18 protein-coding genes and 1 tRNA gene are annotated in these 14,068 nt (G+C 65.2%); 9 read left to right on the top strand and 10 right to left on the bottom strand.

Going from position 1 to position 14,068, the window contains the following annotated elements; all coding sequences use genetic code 11:
* The first annotated feature begins 30 nt into the window (after positions 1–30).
* The 3 genes from LG661_RS10365 to LG661_RS10375 all read left to right on the top strand — a co-directional run bounded on the left by LG661_RS10365 (position 31) and on the right by LG661_RS10375 (position 3,055).
* On the top strand, positions 31–1,002 hold the full coding sequence (locus LG661_RS10365) for a Bug family tripartite tricarboxylate transporter substrate binding protein (protein WP_230531809.1): 972 nt from the start codon (positions 31–33) through the stop codon (positions 1,000–1,002).
* Between the two features lie 69 nt (positions 1,003–1,071).
* Entirely contained in the window at positions 1,072–1,548 is a 477-nt protein-coding gene (locus tag LG661_RS10370) for a tripartite tricarboxylate transporter TctB family protein (RefSeq protein WP_230531810.1), read from the top strand.
* Positions 1,549–1,555: 7 nt separating this feature from the next.
* On the top strand, positions 1,556–3,055 hold the full coding sequence (locus LG661_RS10375; protein ID WP_230531811.1) for a tripartite tricarboxylate transporter permease: 1,500 nt from the start codon (positions 1,556–1,558) through the stop codon (positions 3,053–3,055).
* A 94-nt stretch (positions 3,056–3,149) separates the two neighbouring features.
* Here the strand turns inward: LG661_RS10375 and LG661_RS10380 are convergent, their stop codons facing one another.
* From LG661_RS10380 to LG661_RS10390, 3 genes are all read right to left on the bottom strand, one after another.
* Positions 3,150–3,650: a DUF2059 domain-containing protein gene (locus LG661_RS10380; RefSeq protein ID WP_230531812.1), complete on the bottom strand. Its 501-nt coding sequence runs from the start codon at positions 3,648–3,650 to the stop codon at positions 3,150–3,152.
* A gap of 31 nt (positions 3,651–3,681) precedes the next feature.
* Complete coding sequence (gene rpiA, locus LG661_RS10385; RefSeq protein ID WP_268995448.1) at positions 3,682–4,377, bottom strand: ribose-5-phosphate isomerase RpiA; 696 nt, start codon at positions 4,375–4,377, stop codon at positions 3,682–3,684.
* A gap of 122 nt (positions 4,378–4,499) precedes the next feature.
* Complete coding sequence (locus LG661_RS10390; protein WP_230531813.1) at positions 4,500–4,955, bottom strand: hypothetical protein; 456 nt, start codon at positions 4,953–4,955, stop codon at positions 4,500–4,502.
* 91 nt (positions 4,956–5,046) lie between these two features.
* On the opposite strand from LG661_RS10390, the gene LG661_RS10395 reads away from it, so the two are divergent.
* A complete protein-coding gene (locus tag LG661_RS10395) occupies positions 5,047–5,748 on the top strand; it encodes an HAD family hydrolase (protein ID WP_230531814.1) in 702 nt (233 codons plus the stop codon).
* 60 nt (positions 5,749–5,808) lie between these two features.
* Here the strand turns inward: LG661_RS10395 and LG661_RS10400 are convergent.
* Positions 5,809–5,883, bottom strand: a tRNA-Val gene (locus LG661_RS10400).
* Positions 5,884–6,140: 257 nt separating this feature from the next.
* On the opposite strand from LG661_RS10400, the gene LG661_RS10405 reads away from it, so the two are divergent.
* Positions 6,141–6,740: a L,D-transpeptidase gene (locus tag LG661_RS10405; RefSeq protein ID WP_230531815.1), complete on the top strand. Its 600-nt coding sequence runs from the start codon at positions 6,141–6,143 to the stop codon at positions 6,738–6,740.
* 36 nt (positions 6,741–6,776) lie between these two features.
* On the opposite strand, the gene LG661_RS10410 is transcribed toward LG661_RS10405, so the two are convergent.
* A complete protein-coding gene (locus tag LG661_RS10410; protein ID WP_230531816.1) occupies positions 6,777–7,148 on the bottom strand; it encodes a gamma-butyrobetaine hydroxylase-like domain-containing protein in 372 nt (123 codons plus the stop codon).
* 100 nt (positions 7,149–7,248) lie between these two features.
* On the opposite strand from LG661_RS10410, the gene moaA reads away from it, so the two are divergent.
* From moaA to LG661_RS10430, 4 genes are all read left to right on the top strand, one after another.
* Positions 7,249–8,286: a GTP 3',8-cyclase MoaA gene (gene moaA / locus LG661_RS10415; RefSeq protein ID WP_230531817.1), complete on the top strand. Its 1,038-nt coding sequence runs from the start codon at positions 7,249–7,251 to the stop codon at positions 8,284–8,286.
* A 135-nt stretch (positions 8,287–8,421) separates the two neighbouring features.
* Positions 8,422–9,189 (top strand): transporter substrate-binding domain-containing protein, encoded by a 768-nt coding sequence (locus LG661_RS10420; protein WP_230531818.1) that lies wholly within the window; start codon positions 8,422–8,424, stop codon positions 9,187–9,189.
* A 28-nt stretch (positions 9,190–9,217) separates the two neighbouring features.
* Positions 9,218–10,120 carry an NAD(P)-dependent oxidoreductase gene (locus LG661_RS10425; RefSeq protein ID WP_268995449.1) on the top strand — a complete coding sequence of 301 codons (903 nt, stop codon included), beginning with the start codon at positions 9,218–9,220 and terminating at the stop codon, positions 10,118–10,120.
* 87 nt (positions 10,121–10,207) lie between these two features.
* The gene (locus LG661_RS10430) at positions 10,208–10,783 is read left to right on the top strand and encodes an AAA family ATPase (protein ID WP_230531820.1); all 576 of its coding nucleotides are present in this window, start codon (positions 10,208–10,210) and stop codon (positions 10,781–10,783) included.
* On the opposite strand, the gene LG661_RS10435 is transcribed toward LG661_RS10430, so the two are convergent.
* From LG661_RS10435 to cobT, 5 genes are all read right to left on the bottom strand, one after another.
* Entirely contained in the window at positions 10,752–10,958 is a 207-nt protein-coding gene (locus LG661_RS10435; protein ID WP_230531821.1) for a hypothetical protein, read from the bottom strand. The genes LG661_RS10430 and LG661_RS10435 overlap by 32 nt on opposite strands.
* A gap of 12 nt (positions 10,959–10,970) precedes the next feature.
* Positions 10,971–11,762 carry an enoyl-CoA hydratase-related protein gene (locus tag LG661_RS10440; protein WP_230531822.1) on the bottom strand — a complete coding sequence of 264 codons (792 nt, stop codon included), beginning with the start codon at positions 11,760–11,762 and terminating at the stop codon, positions 10,971–10,973.
* Entirely contained in the window at positions 11,759–12,409 is a 651-nt protein-coding gene (locus LG661_RS10445) for a uracil-DNA glycosylase family protein (RefSeq protein ID WP_230531823.1), read from the bottom strand. Before LG661_RS10445 ends, LG661_RS10440 begins: the two co-directional genes overlap by 4 nt.
* 82 nt (positions 12,410–12,491) lie before the next feature.
* Positions 12,492–13,010: a thermonuclease family protein gene (locus LG661_RS10450; protein WP_230531824.1), complete on the bottom strand. Its 519-nt coding sequence runs from the start codon at positions 13,008–13,010 to the stop codon at positions 12,492–12,494.
* A 2-nt stretch (positions 13,011–13,012) separates the two neighbouring features.
* Positions 13,013–14,038, bottom strand: a complete 1,026-nt coding sequence (gene cobT, locus LG661_RS10455; protein WP_230531825.1) for a nicotinate-nucleotide--dimethylbenzimidazole phosphoribosyltransferase — start codon at positions 14,036–14,038, stop codon at positions 13,013–13,015.
* Positions 14,039–14,068: the final 30 nt, after the last annotated feature.

Genomic DNA, 14,068 nt, shown 5'->3' on the forward strand with positions numbered 1-14,068 from the left:
AGCGTCAACCACTAACCTGGAGGAAACAATATGAGCCGTAATCGCAAAGGCTTGTGGCGCAGCGCTCTCGCCGTGGCCGCCATCGCGGGGTTCGTCACCTCGGCCGCGGCCCAGATGGAGCTCAAGATCATGGCTCCGGCAGGTCCGGGCGGCGGCTGGGACCAGACGGCCCGCTCAATGCAGCAGGCCCTGACGCAGGCCGGCATCGCCAAGGGCGTGCAGGTCACCAACGTTCCGGGCGCCGGCGGCAGCATCGGCCTCGCCCAGCTCGTCAACAATTCAAAGGGCGACGCCAACCAGCTCATGGTCATGGGCTACGTGATGGTGGGCTCGCTCCTCACCAACAAGTCGCCCGTCTCCCTCGATCAGGTGACGCCTATCGCCCGTCTCACGGCGGAATACGAGGCCATCGTGGTTCCGGCGGATTCCCCGATCAAGAACGCGCAGGACCTCGCGGCGGCGATCAAGGCCGACCCGGCCAAGGTCACCTGGGCCGGCGGTTCGGCGGGCGGCGTCGACCATATCGCGGCCGCCCTGTTCACCCAGGCGGCGGGCGCCGACCCGACCAAGCTCAACTACATCCCCTTCTCCGGCGGCGGCGAGGCCCTCGCGGCCATCCTCGGCGGCAAGGTGACGGCAGGCATTTCCGGCTACGGCGAGTTCGAAAGCCAGATCAAGGCCGGCAAGCTGCGCCTCATCGGCCTGACCTCGCCGAGCCGGGTGCCGAACATCGATGCGCCGACCATCAAGGAGCAGGGCGTCGACCTCGACATCGCCAACTGGCGCGGCGTCGTGGCTCCTCCCGGCATCTCCGACGAGCAGCGCAAGCAGCTCGTGGACGCCATGGACAAGATGTCCAAGTCCAAGGAGTGGCAGGCAATCCTGAATCAGAAGGGCTGGATGGACTCCTACATGTCGGGTGACGCCTTCGCGAAGTTCCTGCAGAATGAGCAGGCGCGCACGAAGGAAGTGCTGGCTTCCGTCGGCCTCGTGAAGTCTTAAACTACGAACGGCATAGAGCCTTTCCGAAGCGCCGCGCCTGTCGCGGCGCTTCTTTTTAGGAAGATTGCCATGGATCGTTCATCCACCCACCGGCGCCCGGACGCGGCGGGCCTCCTGATCGCCCTGATCCTCTTCGTGATCACGGGCCTGATCTGGTGGGATATGACCACCCTGCAGATTTCATCCGTCTATGGACCCGGTCCGAAAGCCATGCCCATCGTGGTCGCGAGCGGTCTCCTGCTGCTCGCCATCGCCAATGCGATCATCGCCTTCCGCGGCGGCCTGCCGGAGCGCGAGTCCCTCGACTGGAAGCCGATTCTCCTGATCCTCGGCGGGCTTGCAGCCCTGGTCGCCCTCATCGCCCATGGCGGCGGCTTCATTCTCGGAACCACGATCCTCTTCGCCGCAACGGCGGCCGCCTTCGGCAGACGCGCATTCCTGACGGACCTCGTGATCGGCTTCGTCCTCGCCATTCTGATCTTCGTCGTTTTCGCGAAGCTTCTCGCCCTATCCCTGCCGATGGGACCCATCGAAAACCTGTTCTGAGGCCGCCATGGACGCCTTCATTGCCCTCGCCAACGGCCTGACCGTCGCGCTTCAGCCGATCAACCTCCTCTTCGCCCTTATCGGCGTTCTGCTCGGCACGGCGGTCGGCGTTTTGCCGGGAATCGGCCCGGCGCTCACCGTGGCGTTGCTCCTGCCAATCACCTTCAGGCTCGATCCGGGCGGCTCGCTCATCATGTTCGCCGGCATCTATTACGGCGGCATGTACGGCGGCTCGACCACCTCGATCCTCATCAACACGCCCGGCGAGAGCGCCTCGATGGTGACGGCGCTCGAAGGGAACAAGATGGCCAAGGCCGGCCGCGGCGGCCCGGCGCTTGCCACCTCCGCCATCGGCTCCTTCGTGGCCGGCACCATCGCCACCATCGGGCTGGCCTTCCTTGCCCCCTATCTCGTCGACATCGCCATCCAGTTCGGGCCGGAGGATTACTTCGCGCTCATGTGCGTGGCCTTCGTCACGGTCTCGGCGACCTTTGGCGACTCCCCCGTGCGCGGACTCACGAGCCTTTTCATCGGCCTGGTGCTTGGCCTCGTCGGCATCGACCTGCTCACCGGTCAGGCGCGCCTGACCTTCGGCGTTCCGGAACTCCTGGACGGCGTTGAGGTGACGACCCTCGCGGTCGGCCTCTTCGCCATCGGCGAGGCCCTCTACGTATCGTCCCGACGCCACCTCCACGAGGAGAAGCTCGAACCGGTGCGCGGCTCGCTCTGGATGACGAAGGCGGACTGGAAGCGCTCCTGGAAGCCCTGGCTCCGGGGCGCGGCCTTCGGCTTCCCCATCGGCGCGCTTCCGGCCGGCGGAGCCGAGATCCCGACCTTCCTGTCCTATTCGACAGAGAAGAAGCTGACGAAGCATCCGGAGGAATTCGGCCACGGCGCCATCGAGGGCGTCGCAGGCCCGGAATCCGCGAACAACGCGGCCGCCGCAGGCACCCTCGTCCCTCTCCTGACCCTGGGTCTGCCAACCTCCGCCACGGCGGCCATGCTGCTGGCGGGCTTTCAGCAATACGGCCTCAACCCCGGCCCCCTGCTCTTCGCCGAGCGCCCGGAACTGGTGTGGGGCCTGATCGCAAGCCTGTTCATCGCCAATGCGATGCTGCTGGTGCTGAACCTGCCCCTCGTGGGGCTCTGGGTCCGGCTCCTCGCCATTCCGCAGCCGTGGCTTTATGCGGGCATCCTGGTCTTCGCCACCATGGGAACCATCGCCGCCAACCCCTCCCCGGTCGAGATCGTCATGCTGAGCGTCTTCGGTGTCCTCGGCTTCCTGATGCGGCGGTTCGACTACCCCATCGCACCGGTGGTCGTCGGCCTGATCCTGGGCCCCATCGCCGAAAGCCAGCTGAGGCGCGCCCTATCGATCAGCCTGGGCGACCCGATGGTCCTGCTCGAGAGCCCGATTTCGGCGACCCTGCTCACCATCGCCCTCATCGCCCTGATCCTGCCCTTCGTGCTCAAGGGAATGGGACGCTTCAAGGCTGTCGAGGACTGAAACCGTCCTAGAAGCACAGAGGCACCTGCGCCCCAAAATAGAAAGGCCCGGAGAACCAGGCCTTTTCATGAGGTTGGAGCGCTTTGCTGCTGAATTACTGCAGCTGGTGGCCGCGCTTACCCATTTCCTCGCGGGCGCGAGTGATGATGAATTCCGACGTGCTCTGGGTCCAGACCGCCAGGTCGCGAACGATATCATCGAGAACGGCCGGCTGGATCTGCACGTATTTCACGCCCGCCGGAGATTTGTAGAAGGCGGCGACCGCCTTCAGCTCCGCCTCGTTCATACGGCTGGCGAAGGCGCGGGCGGCGTTGTCCACCATCTCCTGCTTCTTCTTCTCCACCTCGGGGCGAATGAGGGCCACGACCTCTGCAAGATCCTTCTGGATCTCGGGACGGGTCACGTTCATCTGCTGCAGCTGGGCCAGAAGCGGCTCGGTGATGGCATCGAAGGAGCGGGTCATGCCGGAGTTGAGGGCAACCTCGCGGGCCACCTCCATGTGGCCGGCGCTCGGCTGGCCCTGTGCAAGGACGGGGCTGGCGAGGAGAAGGAGCGCGACCGAGGTCGCAGCCAGACGTGAGGCGTTACGGATCATGAGAAGAAACTCCAGTCGTAGGGGCTTATGGTCAGATCTGACCGAGTTCGACAAGCCCCTCCCCGGTCGCGATGATCGCTCCGGTGGCGAGGCCGATAAAAAGACCATGCTCGACGACGCCGGGGACGTTGTTGAGCGTCGAGGCCAGGACGTTCGGCTTTTCGATGCGCCCGAGATGGGCATCGAGAATGAAATGTCCGCCATCCGTGACGTAGGGCGCTCCGTCGGCGGCGCGCCGGAGATGGAGCTCGCCCTGTGCCCCCAGGCTTTCCAGAAGCTTGGAAATGGCGTGCTCGATAGCCGTGAGGCCGAAAGGCACCACCTCGATGGGCAGGGGAAACTTTCCGAGCTTCGCCACGCGCTTGGAGCTGTCGGCTACGACGATCATCCGGCGGCTAGATGCGGCGACGATCTTCTCACGCAGGAGCGCGCCCCCGCCGCCCTTGATGAGGCGCAGGTCGTCGTCGATCTCGTCGGCCCCGTCCACTGTCAGGTCGAGTTCGGGCGTCTCGTCGAGGGTCGTGAGGGGAATGCCCTCGCGCTGCGCCTGCTCGCGGGTCGCCTCGGAGGTCGGAATGCCGACGACCTGGAGCCCGCCACGCACGCGCTCGCCGATGGCGGCGACGAAGTGCTTCGCCGTCGAGCCGGTGCCGAGCCCCAGCCTCATGCCGTCGGAGACGAGCTCCGCTGCCCGTTCGGCGGCCGCCCGCTTGAGATTGTCGCTCACGAAGAACCTCTCGTTAGTTCGCCCTGCCGGAAGGGGTGCGTTGCCCGCCTCTAGCATGTGAGGGCCTTGGGAAGAAAGAAGGTTTCACACCTGACCGAGACCGCAAAACCCGGCAAGTGGACTTAGGGACGCTGCGGCGAAGCTCCCGTTCCGGACCCGACGCTCGGGGTCGCCGCAGGCTGGGCCGCCCTCGAGGCCGCCGGCGACGGGCTCGCCTGCGGAGTGCACACCACACGCTCCTCGAAGACGTAGCAGATGCTCATCTCACCGGTCCGGAAATTCACCCGGAACACGCCCCCTTCCCGCTCGTGGCGGGAGGCAACGAGGCCGTACTCCCCCGGCTGCTGGGCTCCCGCCCCCTCGCCGGAACTGAAGCAGAGGGTCACGCCGACGGTCCCTTCCTGGAGGCCATATTGGCACGAGCTCACCTCGCCGGTGATCCGGTCGATCCTATAGATCCGGTTCAGGTCTGTCTGGGGCGCGGGCACGAAATCGTAGGACGCGCCCAGGGCCGGACCGGTCAGGATACCGAGCGCCAGGACGCTGGACAGGCCCGCCGCAGAACCAAAGAACCGCATTCATCACTCCATTCGGTAAGAACGAATCAACCATAAGCACCATATCATCCCTGTGATTGATTCCTTCGCCGTCAGCAGGTAACCGACCTTCATGGCCAATCAGAAACCGTCCATCGCCCCGCCCATCGCCGTCTTCGACCTCGATGGAACCCTGGCGGATACGGCCGGCGACCTCGTCGGAACTCTCAACGTGATCCTTGAGCGGGAGGGGCTTGCGCCCCTGCCGGTGCACCAGGCGCGCGACATGATCGGCGCGGGAGCGAGGGCATTGATCGAGCGCGGTTTCGAGGCCGCGGGACGGGAGTTGACCCCCGATCATCTTGATACGCTCTTCCAACAGTTCATGGTCCATTACGGAGAGAATATCTGCGTCCGGACGGAGCTGTATCCCGGCGTGACCGAGGCCCTCGACCGGCTCGAGCGGGCGGGATTCATCCTCGCGGTCTGCACCAACAAGGTGGAGGAGCATTCGCTCAGGCTCCTGGACGAGCTGAAGATCGGGCATCGCTTCGCCGCCAATTGCGGCCGCAATACCTTCCCCTACTTCAAGCCCGACCCCCGGCACCTGACGCTTACCATCGAGCGGGCGGGCGGCGATCCGGCCCGGGCGATCATGGTGGGAGATTCGCGGACGGATATCGTGACCGCCAAGATCGCCGGCATCCCGGTCATCGCCGTTCCCTTCGGCTATACCGACGTTCCGGTGCGGGAACTGGGGCCGGATCTGGTCATCGACCACTTCGACCAGCTTTTCGCCGCCGTTGAGAACATCATGAAGCCGATGGCGGCCTGACGCGCAAAAAAACCTCGCCGCCCGAAGATGCGACCATCGAACCTGATTGTCAGAGGAAAATGGTGGGCGCGACAGGGATTGAACCTGTGACCCTTCGCGTGTGAAGCGAATGCTCTCCCGCTGAGCTACGCGCCCTGACCAGCGCCTTCTAAGGTCGTCCGGCCCCCGGCGTCAAGCAAAGAAGCGGAGAGACGGCGAACATTTCGCCCGGCGGCCTTGGAATGCCCGCCTTTAACCGCTTGCTTACGACGTGCGGAAAAGCCGGGAGCAGGGCTGCAACGTTGCTCTAGGATTCAATGCCCGATCTCTGATAAGCATCGTTTCGAAGCGTGGCCGTTGTGTCGAGCAATCGTTAAGAGCCCGCATCTCACCTTCTTGATTTCGAGGCACATATGGGACGCTCCCGAGCCGCCCTGTCCGGATTAGTCTGCGCCTTCGTCGCCCTCGCGACGCCCGCCGCGGCACTGAATGCGATCGACCCCCTCACCCGCCAGCCGCTCTACAGCCCGCAAGAGGCGCTCGAGCAAGAGGCCAGGAAGGCTCAGGCCGCGCCCCCTCCGCGCGAGATCGTTCCCTTTGAGGGACGCTATGCGCCGGGAACGATCGTCGTCTCTACAAGCGAGCGCCGTCTCTGGTTCGTTCTGGGCAATGGCCAAGCCGTTCAGTACGGCGTGGGCGTCGGCCGCCCCGGCTTCACCTGGGCCGGCGCCCATTCCGTCACCATGAAGCGGGAATGGCCGGATTGGCGTCCCCCGGCGGAGATGCTCAAGCGCCGCCCCGACCTGCCGCGCTACATGGAGGGCGGCCCCGAGAACCCGCTCGGCGCGCGCGCCCTGTATATCGGCAGCACGATCTATCGCATCCATGGCTCCAACGAGCCGGAGACCATCGGCGAGGCGGTCTCCTCGGGCTGCATCCGCATGACCAACGAGGACGTGATCGACCTCTATAACCGCGCCAAGGTCGGCGCCCGGGTCGTGGTGCTGCGCTAAAGGATATGGAAGGGCCGGCCCATCGCTGGCCTTTTTTCATCGCCGGACCGGATCGCGCGACAGCCCCTTGGCCGCCAGTTCGTCGAGATAGGACTGCCACTTCTGCGGCTGCTCCGCTCCGAGGCGGTAGAGATAATCCCAGCCGTAGATGCCCGTGTCGTGCATGTCGTCGAAGACGAGCTTCACGGCGTAGTTGCCCACGGGCTCGACGCCGATGATCGCCACGTCGCGCTTGCCGGGCACCGTCTTGCGCTCGGCCGGGCTGTGCCCCTGGACCTCCGCCGAGGGGCTTGTGACGCGCAGATACTCGGCGGGCAGGTCGAAGGCACTTCCGTCGTCGAAAGCGACGCGCAGGCTGCGCCTGTCCTTGGCGAGCCGCAGCTCCGTCGGCCAGCGTTCGGGTGTCATCGGGCAAAACCTCTTCGTGGGTTCGTGATTTGACGCTAGCTGCGCTAACACTAAGTTTAGAGCAAGCTTTCGCACAAGAACGATAAGGATGGCCTCATCGATGTGGGGACCCCCGCCCCAGCGGCACGATAACGAATCCGCCCGGCCTCTTCTGGACCCCTTCGGCCGCGCCATCACCTATCTGCGGGTCTCGGTGACGGATCGCTGCGACTTCCGCTGCGTCTATTGCATGTCCGAGGACATGGCGTTCCTGCCCAAGCGCGACCTCCTGACCCTGGAGGAGCTCGACCGCATCTGCTCCGTGTTTGTGGCGCAAGGGGTGCGCAAGCTGCGCATCACCGGGGGCGAGCCCCTGGTGCGGCGGGATATCATGACCCTGTTCCGCTCCCTCTCCCGGCACTTGGCATCGGGCGCTCTCGACGAGCTGACCGTCACGACCAACGGTTCTCAGCTTGCCCGCCACGCGGCGGAGCTTGCCGCCTGCGGCGTCAAGCGGATCAATCTCTCCCTCGACACGCTGGACGAGGACAAGTTCCGGAAGATTACACGCTGGGGCGACCTGGCGAAGGTCATGCATGGCCTCGACGCCGCTCAGAAGGCGGGCCTCCAGATCAAGGTCAACACCGTTGCGCTCAAGGGCGTGAACGAGGACGAGATCGAGGCGCTCCTGGAATGGGCCCACGGCCGCGGCATGGAGCTCACCCTCATCGAGGTGATGCCTCTGGGGGAAATTGACGGGGACCGCATCGACCAGTTCCTGTCCCTCTCCGACGTGCAGACCCGCCTTGCCCAGCGCTATACCCTGGATGAGACCGACGAGCGCACCGGAGGTCCCGCCCGCTACGTTCGCGTCAGGGAAACGGGCGGAAAGCTCGGCTTCATCACGCCGCTGACCCACAATTTCTGCGAAAGCTGCAATCGGGTCCGCCTCACCTGCACGGGCCAGCTCTTCATGTGCCTGGGCCAGGAAGACGCCGCCGATCTGCGGACGCCGGCGCGCGCCTCCGGGGATGACGCAATGCTGCGACAGGCCATCGCCGACGCCATCGCCCGCAAGCCGAAAGGCCACGACTTCGTCATCGACCGGCGCCATGCCCGCCCTGCCTTGAGCCGCCACATGAGCGTGACGGGAGGCTGAGCGCCTCTCTGTGTCTGTAATCCCGTAGTCGTGAGACAGTCTGGCATTTGACTCGACAAGGGATTCAAGAAATATCGCCCGGACTATTCGGGCTGGGTGGCCGTGATTGCATTGTATTCGGGGCGAAGACTAGAATTGCTGGCGGGCCTGCTCATCGGGCTGTGCCTTGCGCTTCCATCTGCGGGAGCCGTCACGCCCGTCAGGAAGCCCGAGATCCGTATTGCGATCGAAGGAGCCTATCCGCCCTTCAACTTCATCGGCGATAACAACGAGCTCCAAGGGTTCGAGGTCGATCTTGCGAAGAACCTCTGCGAGGTCATGCAGACCGGATGCGTACTCGTGCCCAGGGAGTGGGACGGCATCGTGCGCGGTCTCCTGGACAAGGAATACGATGCGATCATGTCCTCGCTCGAGATCACCGAGCGGCGCCGAAAGAAGATTGCGTTTTCAGATTCCTACTACCGCATTCCGGCGATCTTCATCGGTCCGAAGGATGTGGCCCCGGGTGAAGTCTCCCCGTCTGCCATGGCTGGGAAGACGATCGGCACCACAGGCCGCAGTGACCATGAGGCCTATCTCAAGGAATTCTACAAGGATTCCGAAATCGCGCTCTATTCAAAGCCGGACGAGGCCAGTCTCGACTTGCTCGTAGGCCGGCTCGACTCCGTCTTTGGCGACAAGCGCCTGCTCACGCGGTTTCTGGAGAGCCGGGAGGGCACTTGCTGCCATATCCTCGGTGACGCTCCCAAGGAGCCGGCGTACCGGCATCAATCCTACGGCATCGGCCTGCGCAAGGAGGACGAAGAACTCCGGGTCCGGCTCAACCGCGCCCTCGCCCAGATCAAGGCCGACGGCACCTACGACCGCATCCGGGCGAAGTATTTTCCGTTCGATATCAAATAGAGCCGTTTGACCCTCGCGCCCCATCTCCATAGAACCATGGAGGACGAAACGGGAGCGAACGATGGCGAAGGTTGCTTTTCTGGGTCTGGGCGTAATGGGCTATCCCATGGCGCGGCATCTCAAGGCCAAGGGCCACGAGGTGACGGTTTACAACCGCACGTCCTCGAAGGCCGATAAATGGGCGTTCGAGAACGGCGGACGCGCCGCGAAGACCCCCCGTGAAGCGACCGAAGGACAGGAGATCGTCTTCGCCTGCGTCGGCAATGACGACGACCTGCGCCAGGTCACCATCGGCGAGGACGGCGCCTTCCATGCCCTGAAATCCGGCATGATCTTCGTGGATCACACCACGGCCTCCGCGGAAGTTGCGCGCGAGCTCTATGCGGCCGCGAAGGAAAAGGGTGCGGCCTTCATCGATGCGCCCGTCTCGGGCGGTCAGGCCGGGGCGGAGAATGGCGTGCTCACCGTCATGTGCGGCGGCGATGCCGAGCCCTATGCCAAGGCGGAGCCCGTCATCATGAGCTTCGCGCGGGCCTGCCGCCTCATGGGCGCCCCGGGCGCAGGCCAGCTCACCAAGATGGTCAACCAGATCTGCATCGCAGGCCTTCTCCAGGGCCTGTCCGAGGGCATCCATTTCGGCAAGCGCGCCGGCCTCGACATTGAGGCCGTGCTCGACGTGATCTCGAAGGGCGCCGCCGGCTCCTGGCAGATGGAGAACCGCGGCAAGACCATGAACCAGGGCAAGTTCGACTTCGGCTTTGCCGTGGACTGGATGCGCAAGGACCTGTCGATCGTGCTGGGCGAAGCCCGCAACAACGGCGCACTTCTCCCCGTCACCGCCCTTATCGACCAGTTCTACGCCGAGGTGCAGGGCATGGGCGGCAATCGCTGGGATACGTCGAGCCTGATCGCACGGCTCGAAAAGAAATAGGCCGGTCGGGGATCCCAAGTCGATCCGCCCTTCAGCGGCACGTTTTGCGCGCTCCCTCCCGAGGGAGGCGCTTTTGGGGCAGGATCGGTGAGCGACAAGACAGAACAGCTGTTCGTGCTGACGGGCGGGCCCGGATCGGGGAAAAGCACCCTGATCGAGGCCTTGGGGCGGGCCGGCCATGCAACCTCGCCGGAAGCCGGGCGGAGCATCATTCAGGACCAGGTGCGGATCGGAGGCTATGCGCTGCCATGGCGCGATCCGGCGGCCTATGCCGAGCTCATGCTCGGCTGGGAAATGCGTTGCCATCACTGGGCTCAGGATGCTTCAGGTCTCGTTTTCTTCGACCGCGGCATCCCTGACATCATCGGCTATCTGCGGCTGATCGGCCTGCCTGTTCCGATGCATTTGCAACGGGCAGCAGACCTCTACCGCTACAACCGCCTCGTCTTCATCGCACCGCCATGGCCGGAGATCTTCACCCAGGACGGCGAGCGCAAGCAGACATTCGGTGAGGCCGTGCGGACCTACGAGTCGATGGTCACGACCTATACCGATTGCGGCTATGAGCTGGTCGAGATCCCGCGCATGCCCGTCGAGGAGCGCGCCCGCTTCGTGATCGGGCGCGCTTCCATTACCGCCGCGTCATCGTCATATAGACGATGAACCCGCCAATGCCGAGGGCGAGGAACGTCAGGACCAGCTGGCGCGTCTCGCCGGTGAAAGCGACCTCTCGGTACATCTGCGACATGCGCGCGGCATGTTCCGGGTCGCGCGACATGAAGATGCCGAGCACGATGCTCAGGGTCAGGAGACCGAGGATCAGGTAGGTGGGGCGCATGATCCGGCCTCCCTACCGGCCTTCGAACCGGGGAGCCCGCTTTTCGCGGAACGCCGTGACCCCTTCCATGAAGTCGTTGCTGTAGCCGGCCTCCCGCTGCAGCTTCGCCTCCGTTTCCAGCTGTGTCTCGAGATCGCTGGAGAGGCTTTGCGCCACGGCCTGCTTGATCAGCCGGTAGGTGAGCGCGGGCCCCTGCGCGATTTTTCCCGCAAAACCCGCCACGTCCTGAGCGAAGGAGGCATCTTCGAAGACCTTGTAGACGAGGCCGAGGCGCTGCGCCTCTTCCGCCGGAACGGGATCGGCGGTGAGCATGAGGGCGAGCGCCTGTTTCGGGCCGACGAGGCGGGGCAGGATCCAGGTGCCACCCGCATCCGGGATCAGGGCGATCTTGGCGAAAGCCTCCTGCAGGTAAGCGGAGCGGACCGCCACCACGAGATCGCAGGCGAGTGCGATGTTCATGGAGGCTCCTACCGCCGGCCCGTTGAGCGCTGCGATGGTGACCTTGGGATAATTGGCGAGCTTGAGGATGAGGGGGTTGTAGTCGCGGGTGAGCGCCGGCCCCAGATTGATCCGGCCATTCTCGTCACGCGGCAGGTTCTCGGTCAGGTCCTGGCCGGAGGAGAAGGCACGCCCCTCCCCTGTCAGCACTACGACGCGAACCGTCTCGTCCTGCTCGCAGCGGTCAAGCGTCTCCCGCAGTTCCGCATGCATGGTGGCGTTGAGAGCGTTCAGCTTGTCGGGCCGGGCGAGCGCGATAGTCGCAACCGGGCCGTCGATGGTGCAGCGCAGGGTCGTCAGGCTCATGCTTCAAGCTCCTCCGTTTCGAGCTTGAACATAGAGCGGAGTTCCGCCCGAAGCACGGGTAAAAGCTCTTCCTCGAACCAGGGATTGGTCCTGATCCACCCGTTATTGCGCCAGGACGGATGGGGAAGCGGCAGAATCCGGGGCTTTCGGGGATCGGAGAGGATCCTCCGCCATTGTCTTACGGTTTCGGTGAGCCCGTCGCGGCATTCCTCGCCCAGATACCGGGCCTGGGCGTACTGGCCAATCAGGAGAACGAGTTCCAGGCTGGGGAGAGCGGCGAAGATGCGCTCGTGCCAGATCTCCGAGCACTCCCTGCGCGGGGCCAAGTCGCCGCCGCGGGCGTTCTGACCAGGAAAACACGCCCCCATCGGGACGAGGGCAATGCGGGATGCGTCGTAGAAGGTCGTCTCGTCCAGGCCGAGCCAGTTGCGCAGCCGTGAGCCGGAGCGGTCCGGGAAGGGAATGCCGATGGCATGGGACTTGGTGCCGGGCGCCTGGCTGACGATGCACAGCCGGGCTGTTGCGCTGCCCTGGATTACCGGATGCGGCTCATGGGGCAGCGCCTCGCCGTAAAGCGGCGCATCACGGCAGATCCGGCAGGCCTTCAGTTGACGGACGATGTCCTGGAAATCGGGGGTAGGATCCATTCCTCTTAGGTGGGAATCGGAGCAAGGATTCGGGAGGATCGGTCCGGCGCCTGCGCCCGGACACGTCGTCGCTCCCTTCCGTTCAGCTGCCTGCCGAACCCCGCCGACGCCAGTCCTGCGGACGCTCGAACTCGCCGGCCCAAAGGCCTACGGCGCGCTCCCGAGCCCTGGTCTCCTCCAGGTCGTAGTCGCGCCCGTAGGAAAGCGCCCAGCCCTGTTCCACCATCCGCGCTCCGACATCGCTGCCGTTCACGGTGCATCGCGCCAGGATCCGCCGGTAGCGGTCGCGGCCTGCGGCGCGGCACCGGACCGTCTCCCCGGACACCATCGCGATCAGCGCCTTGCGGGAGGTCTCGCCGCATTCATAAGCATGCCCGGAACGCGAGCAGATCTGCTCCATCTCCGGCGCGTCGATGCCCTTCAGTCGGATCTTCGCATCCCCGAGGCGGATCGTGTCGCCGTCGACCACATGCGCCCTGCCCTCCAGCGTGCGCCCTTTCGGCTTGAGGACGAGCGCCGCGCCGCCGGCGAGCGTCAGCGCGAAGACGAGCGAGGATATCACGCGGGGCCGGGGGCGGCGAAAGGGCTTTCGGCGTCCCATCGTCAGTTGAGACGCTCGGAGACTCCCGCCTGACCGAAGGTCGCCATGTCGCAATGGACGGCGGCAGCCGCCTTCACGAGACCAGCCGCCAGCGCTGCGCCCGATCCTTCGCCAAGCCGCATGCCAAGGGCGAGCAGCGGAATCTTGCCCAGGCGCGCGAGCACATCCTGGTGTGCGCCCTCGGCGCTGAGGTGCCCGGCGACGCAATGATCGATGGTCGAGGGATGGATGGCATGGAGGACAGCCGCAGCAGCGGTCGCCACATAGCCATCGAGGATGACCGGAATCTTCTGGAGCCGCGCCGCCAGGATCGCGCCGGCCATGGCGGCGATCTCCCGTCCGCCGAGGCGGCGCAGCACCTCCAGCGGGTCCTTCAGATGATCGCCATGATGGGCGATGGCGGCCTCGACAGCGGCGACCTTGCGCCTCAGGCCCTCGTCATCGACCCCCGTGCCGCGCCCCACCCAATGTTCGGCGGGCCCGCCATAGAGCGCCGTATAGATCGCCGCTGCGACGGTGGTGTTGCCGATGCCCATCTCGCCGATGGCCAGGAGGTCGGCGCCGCCGGCAATGGCTTCCATGCCGAAGGCCATGGTGGCGACGCAGGCCTTCTCGTCCATGGCCTCGGCCTCGGTGATGTCGCCGGTGGGCATATCGAGGGCGAGATCGAAGACCTTGAAGCCGAGGCCATAGGCCGCGCAGATCTGGTTGATCGCCGCCCCGCCTGCCGCGAAGTTCTCCAGCATCTGACGGTTCACCTCGGACGGGAAGGCCGACACGCCCTTCGCGGTCACCCCGTGGCTTCCGGCGAAGACGCAGACCAGCGGGCGATCCACCGTCGGATTGGGCTTGCCCTGCCAGGCCGCGAGCCACTCGGCGAGCCATTCCAGGCGGCCGAGGCTGCCGGCGGGCTTCGTCAATTGCCGGTCCCGGAGCCGCACCGCCTCGATGGCCGCCTCGTCGGGGCCCGGTATCGTGGTGATCAGGCGGCGGATATCGTCGAAAGGCGAGGATACGGGATCGGTCATTGGAGGGCTCCGGCCCATCGGGCATTGCAG

Source organism: Microvirga roseola (assembly GCF_020866965.1).
In the GTDB taxonomy this organism is placed as follows: Bacteria; Pseudomonadota; Alphaproteobacteria; order Rhizobiales; family Beijerinckiaceae; genus Microvirga; species Microvirga roseola.

Excerpts from the sequence above, each read along its gene's own strand:
- LG661_RS10365 (WP_230531809.1), top strand. The coding sequence starts at position 31 with ATGAGCCGTAATCGCAAAGGCTTGTGGCGCAGCGCTCTCGCCGTGGCC.
- LG661_RS10370 (WP_230531810.1), top strand. The coding sequence starts at position 1,072 with ATGGATCGTTCATCCACCCACCGGCGCCCGGACGCGGCGGGCCTCCTG.
- LG661_RS10375 (WP_230531811.1), top strand. The coding sequence starts at position 1,556 with ATGGACGCCTTCATTGCCCTCGCCAACGGCCTGACCGTCGCGCTTCAG.
- LG661_RS10380 (WP_230531812.1), bottom strand. The coding sequence starts at position 3,650 with ATGATCCGTAACGCCTCACGTCTGGCTGCGACCTCGGTCGCGCTCCTT.
- LG661_RS10390 (WP_230531813.1), bottom strand. The coding sequence starts at position 4,955 with ATGCGGTTCTTTGGTTCTGCGGCGGGCCTGTCCAGCGTCCTGGCGCTC.
- LG661_RS10395 (WP_230531814.1), top strand. The coding sequence starts at position 5,047 with ATGGCCAATCAGAAACCGTCCATCGCCCCGCCCATCGCCGTCTTCGAC.
- LG661_RS10405 (WP_230531815.1), top strand. The coding sequence starts at position 6,141 with ATGGGACGCTCCCGAGCCGCCCTGTCCGGATTAGTCTGCGCCTTCGTC.
- LG661_RS10410 (WP_230531816.1), bottom strand. The coding sequence starts at position 7,148 with ATGACACCCGAACGCTGGCCGACGGAGCTGCGGCTCGCCAAGGACAGG.
- moaA (WP_230531817.1), top strand. The coding sequence starts at position 7,249 with ATGTGGGGACCCCCGCCCCAGCGGCACGATAACGAATCCGCCCGGCCT.
- LG661_RS10435 (WP_230531821.1), bottom strand. The coding sequence starts at position 10,958 with ATGCGCCCCACCTACCTGATCCTCGGTCTCCTGACCCTGAGCATCGTG.
- LG661_RS10440 (WP_230531822.1), bottom strand. The coding sequence starts at position 11,762 with ATGAGCCTGACGACCCTGCGCTGCACCATCGACGGCCCGGTTGCGACT.
- LG661_RS10445 (WP_230531823.1), bottom strand. The coding sequence starts at position 12,409 with ATGGATCCTACCCCCGATTTCCAGGACATCGTCCGTCAACTGAAGGCC.
- LG661_RS10450 (WP_230531824.1), bottom strand. The coding sequence starts at position 13,010 with ATGGGACGCCGAAAGCCCTTTCGCCGCCCCCGGCCCCGCGTGATATCC.
- cobT (WP_230531825.1), bottom strand. The coding sequence starts at position 14,038 with ATGACCGATCCCGTATCCTCGCCTTTCGACGATATCCGCCGCCTGATC.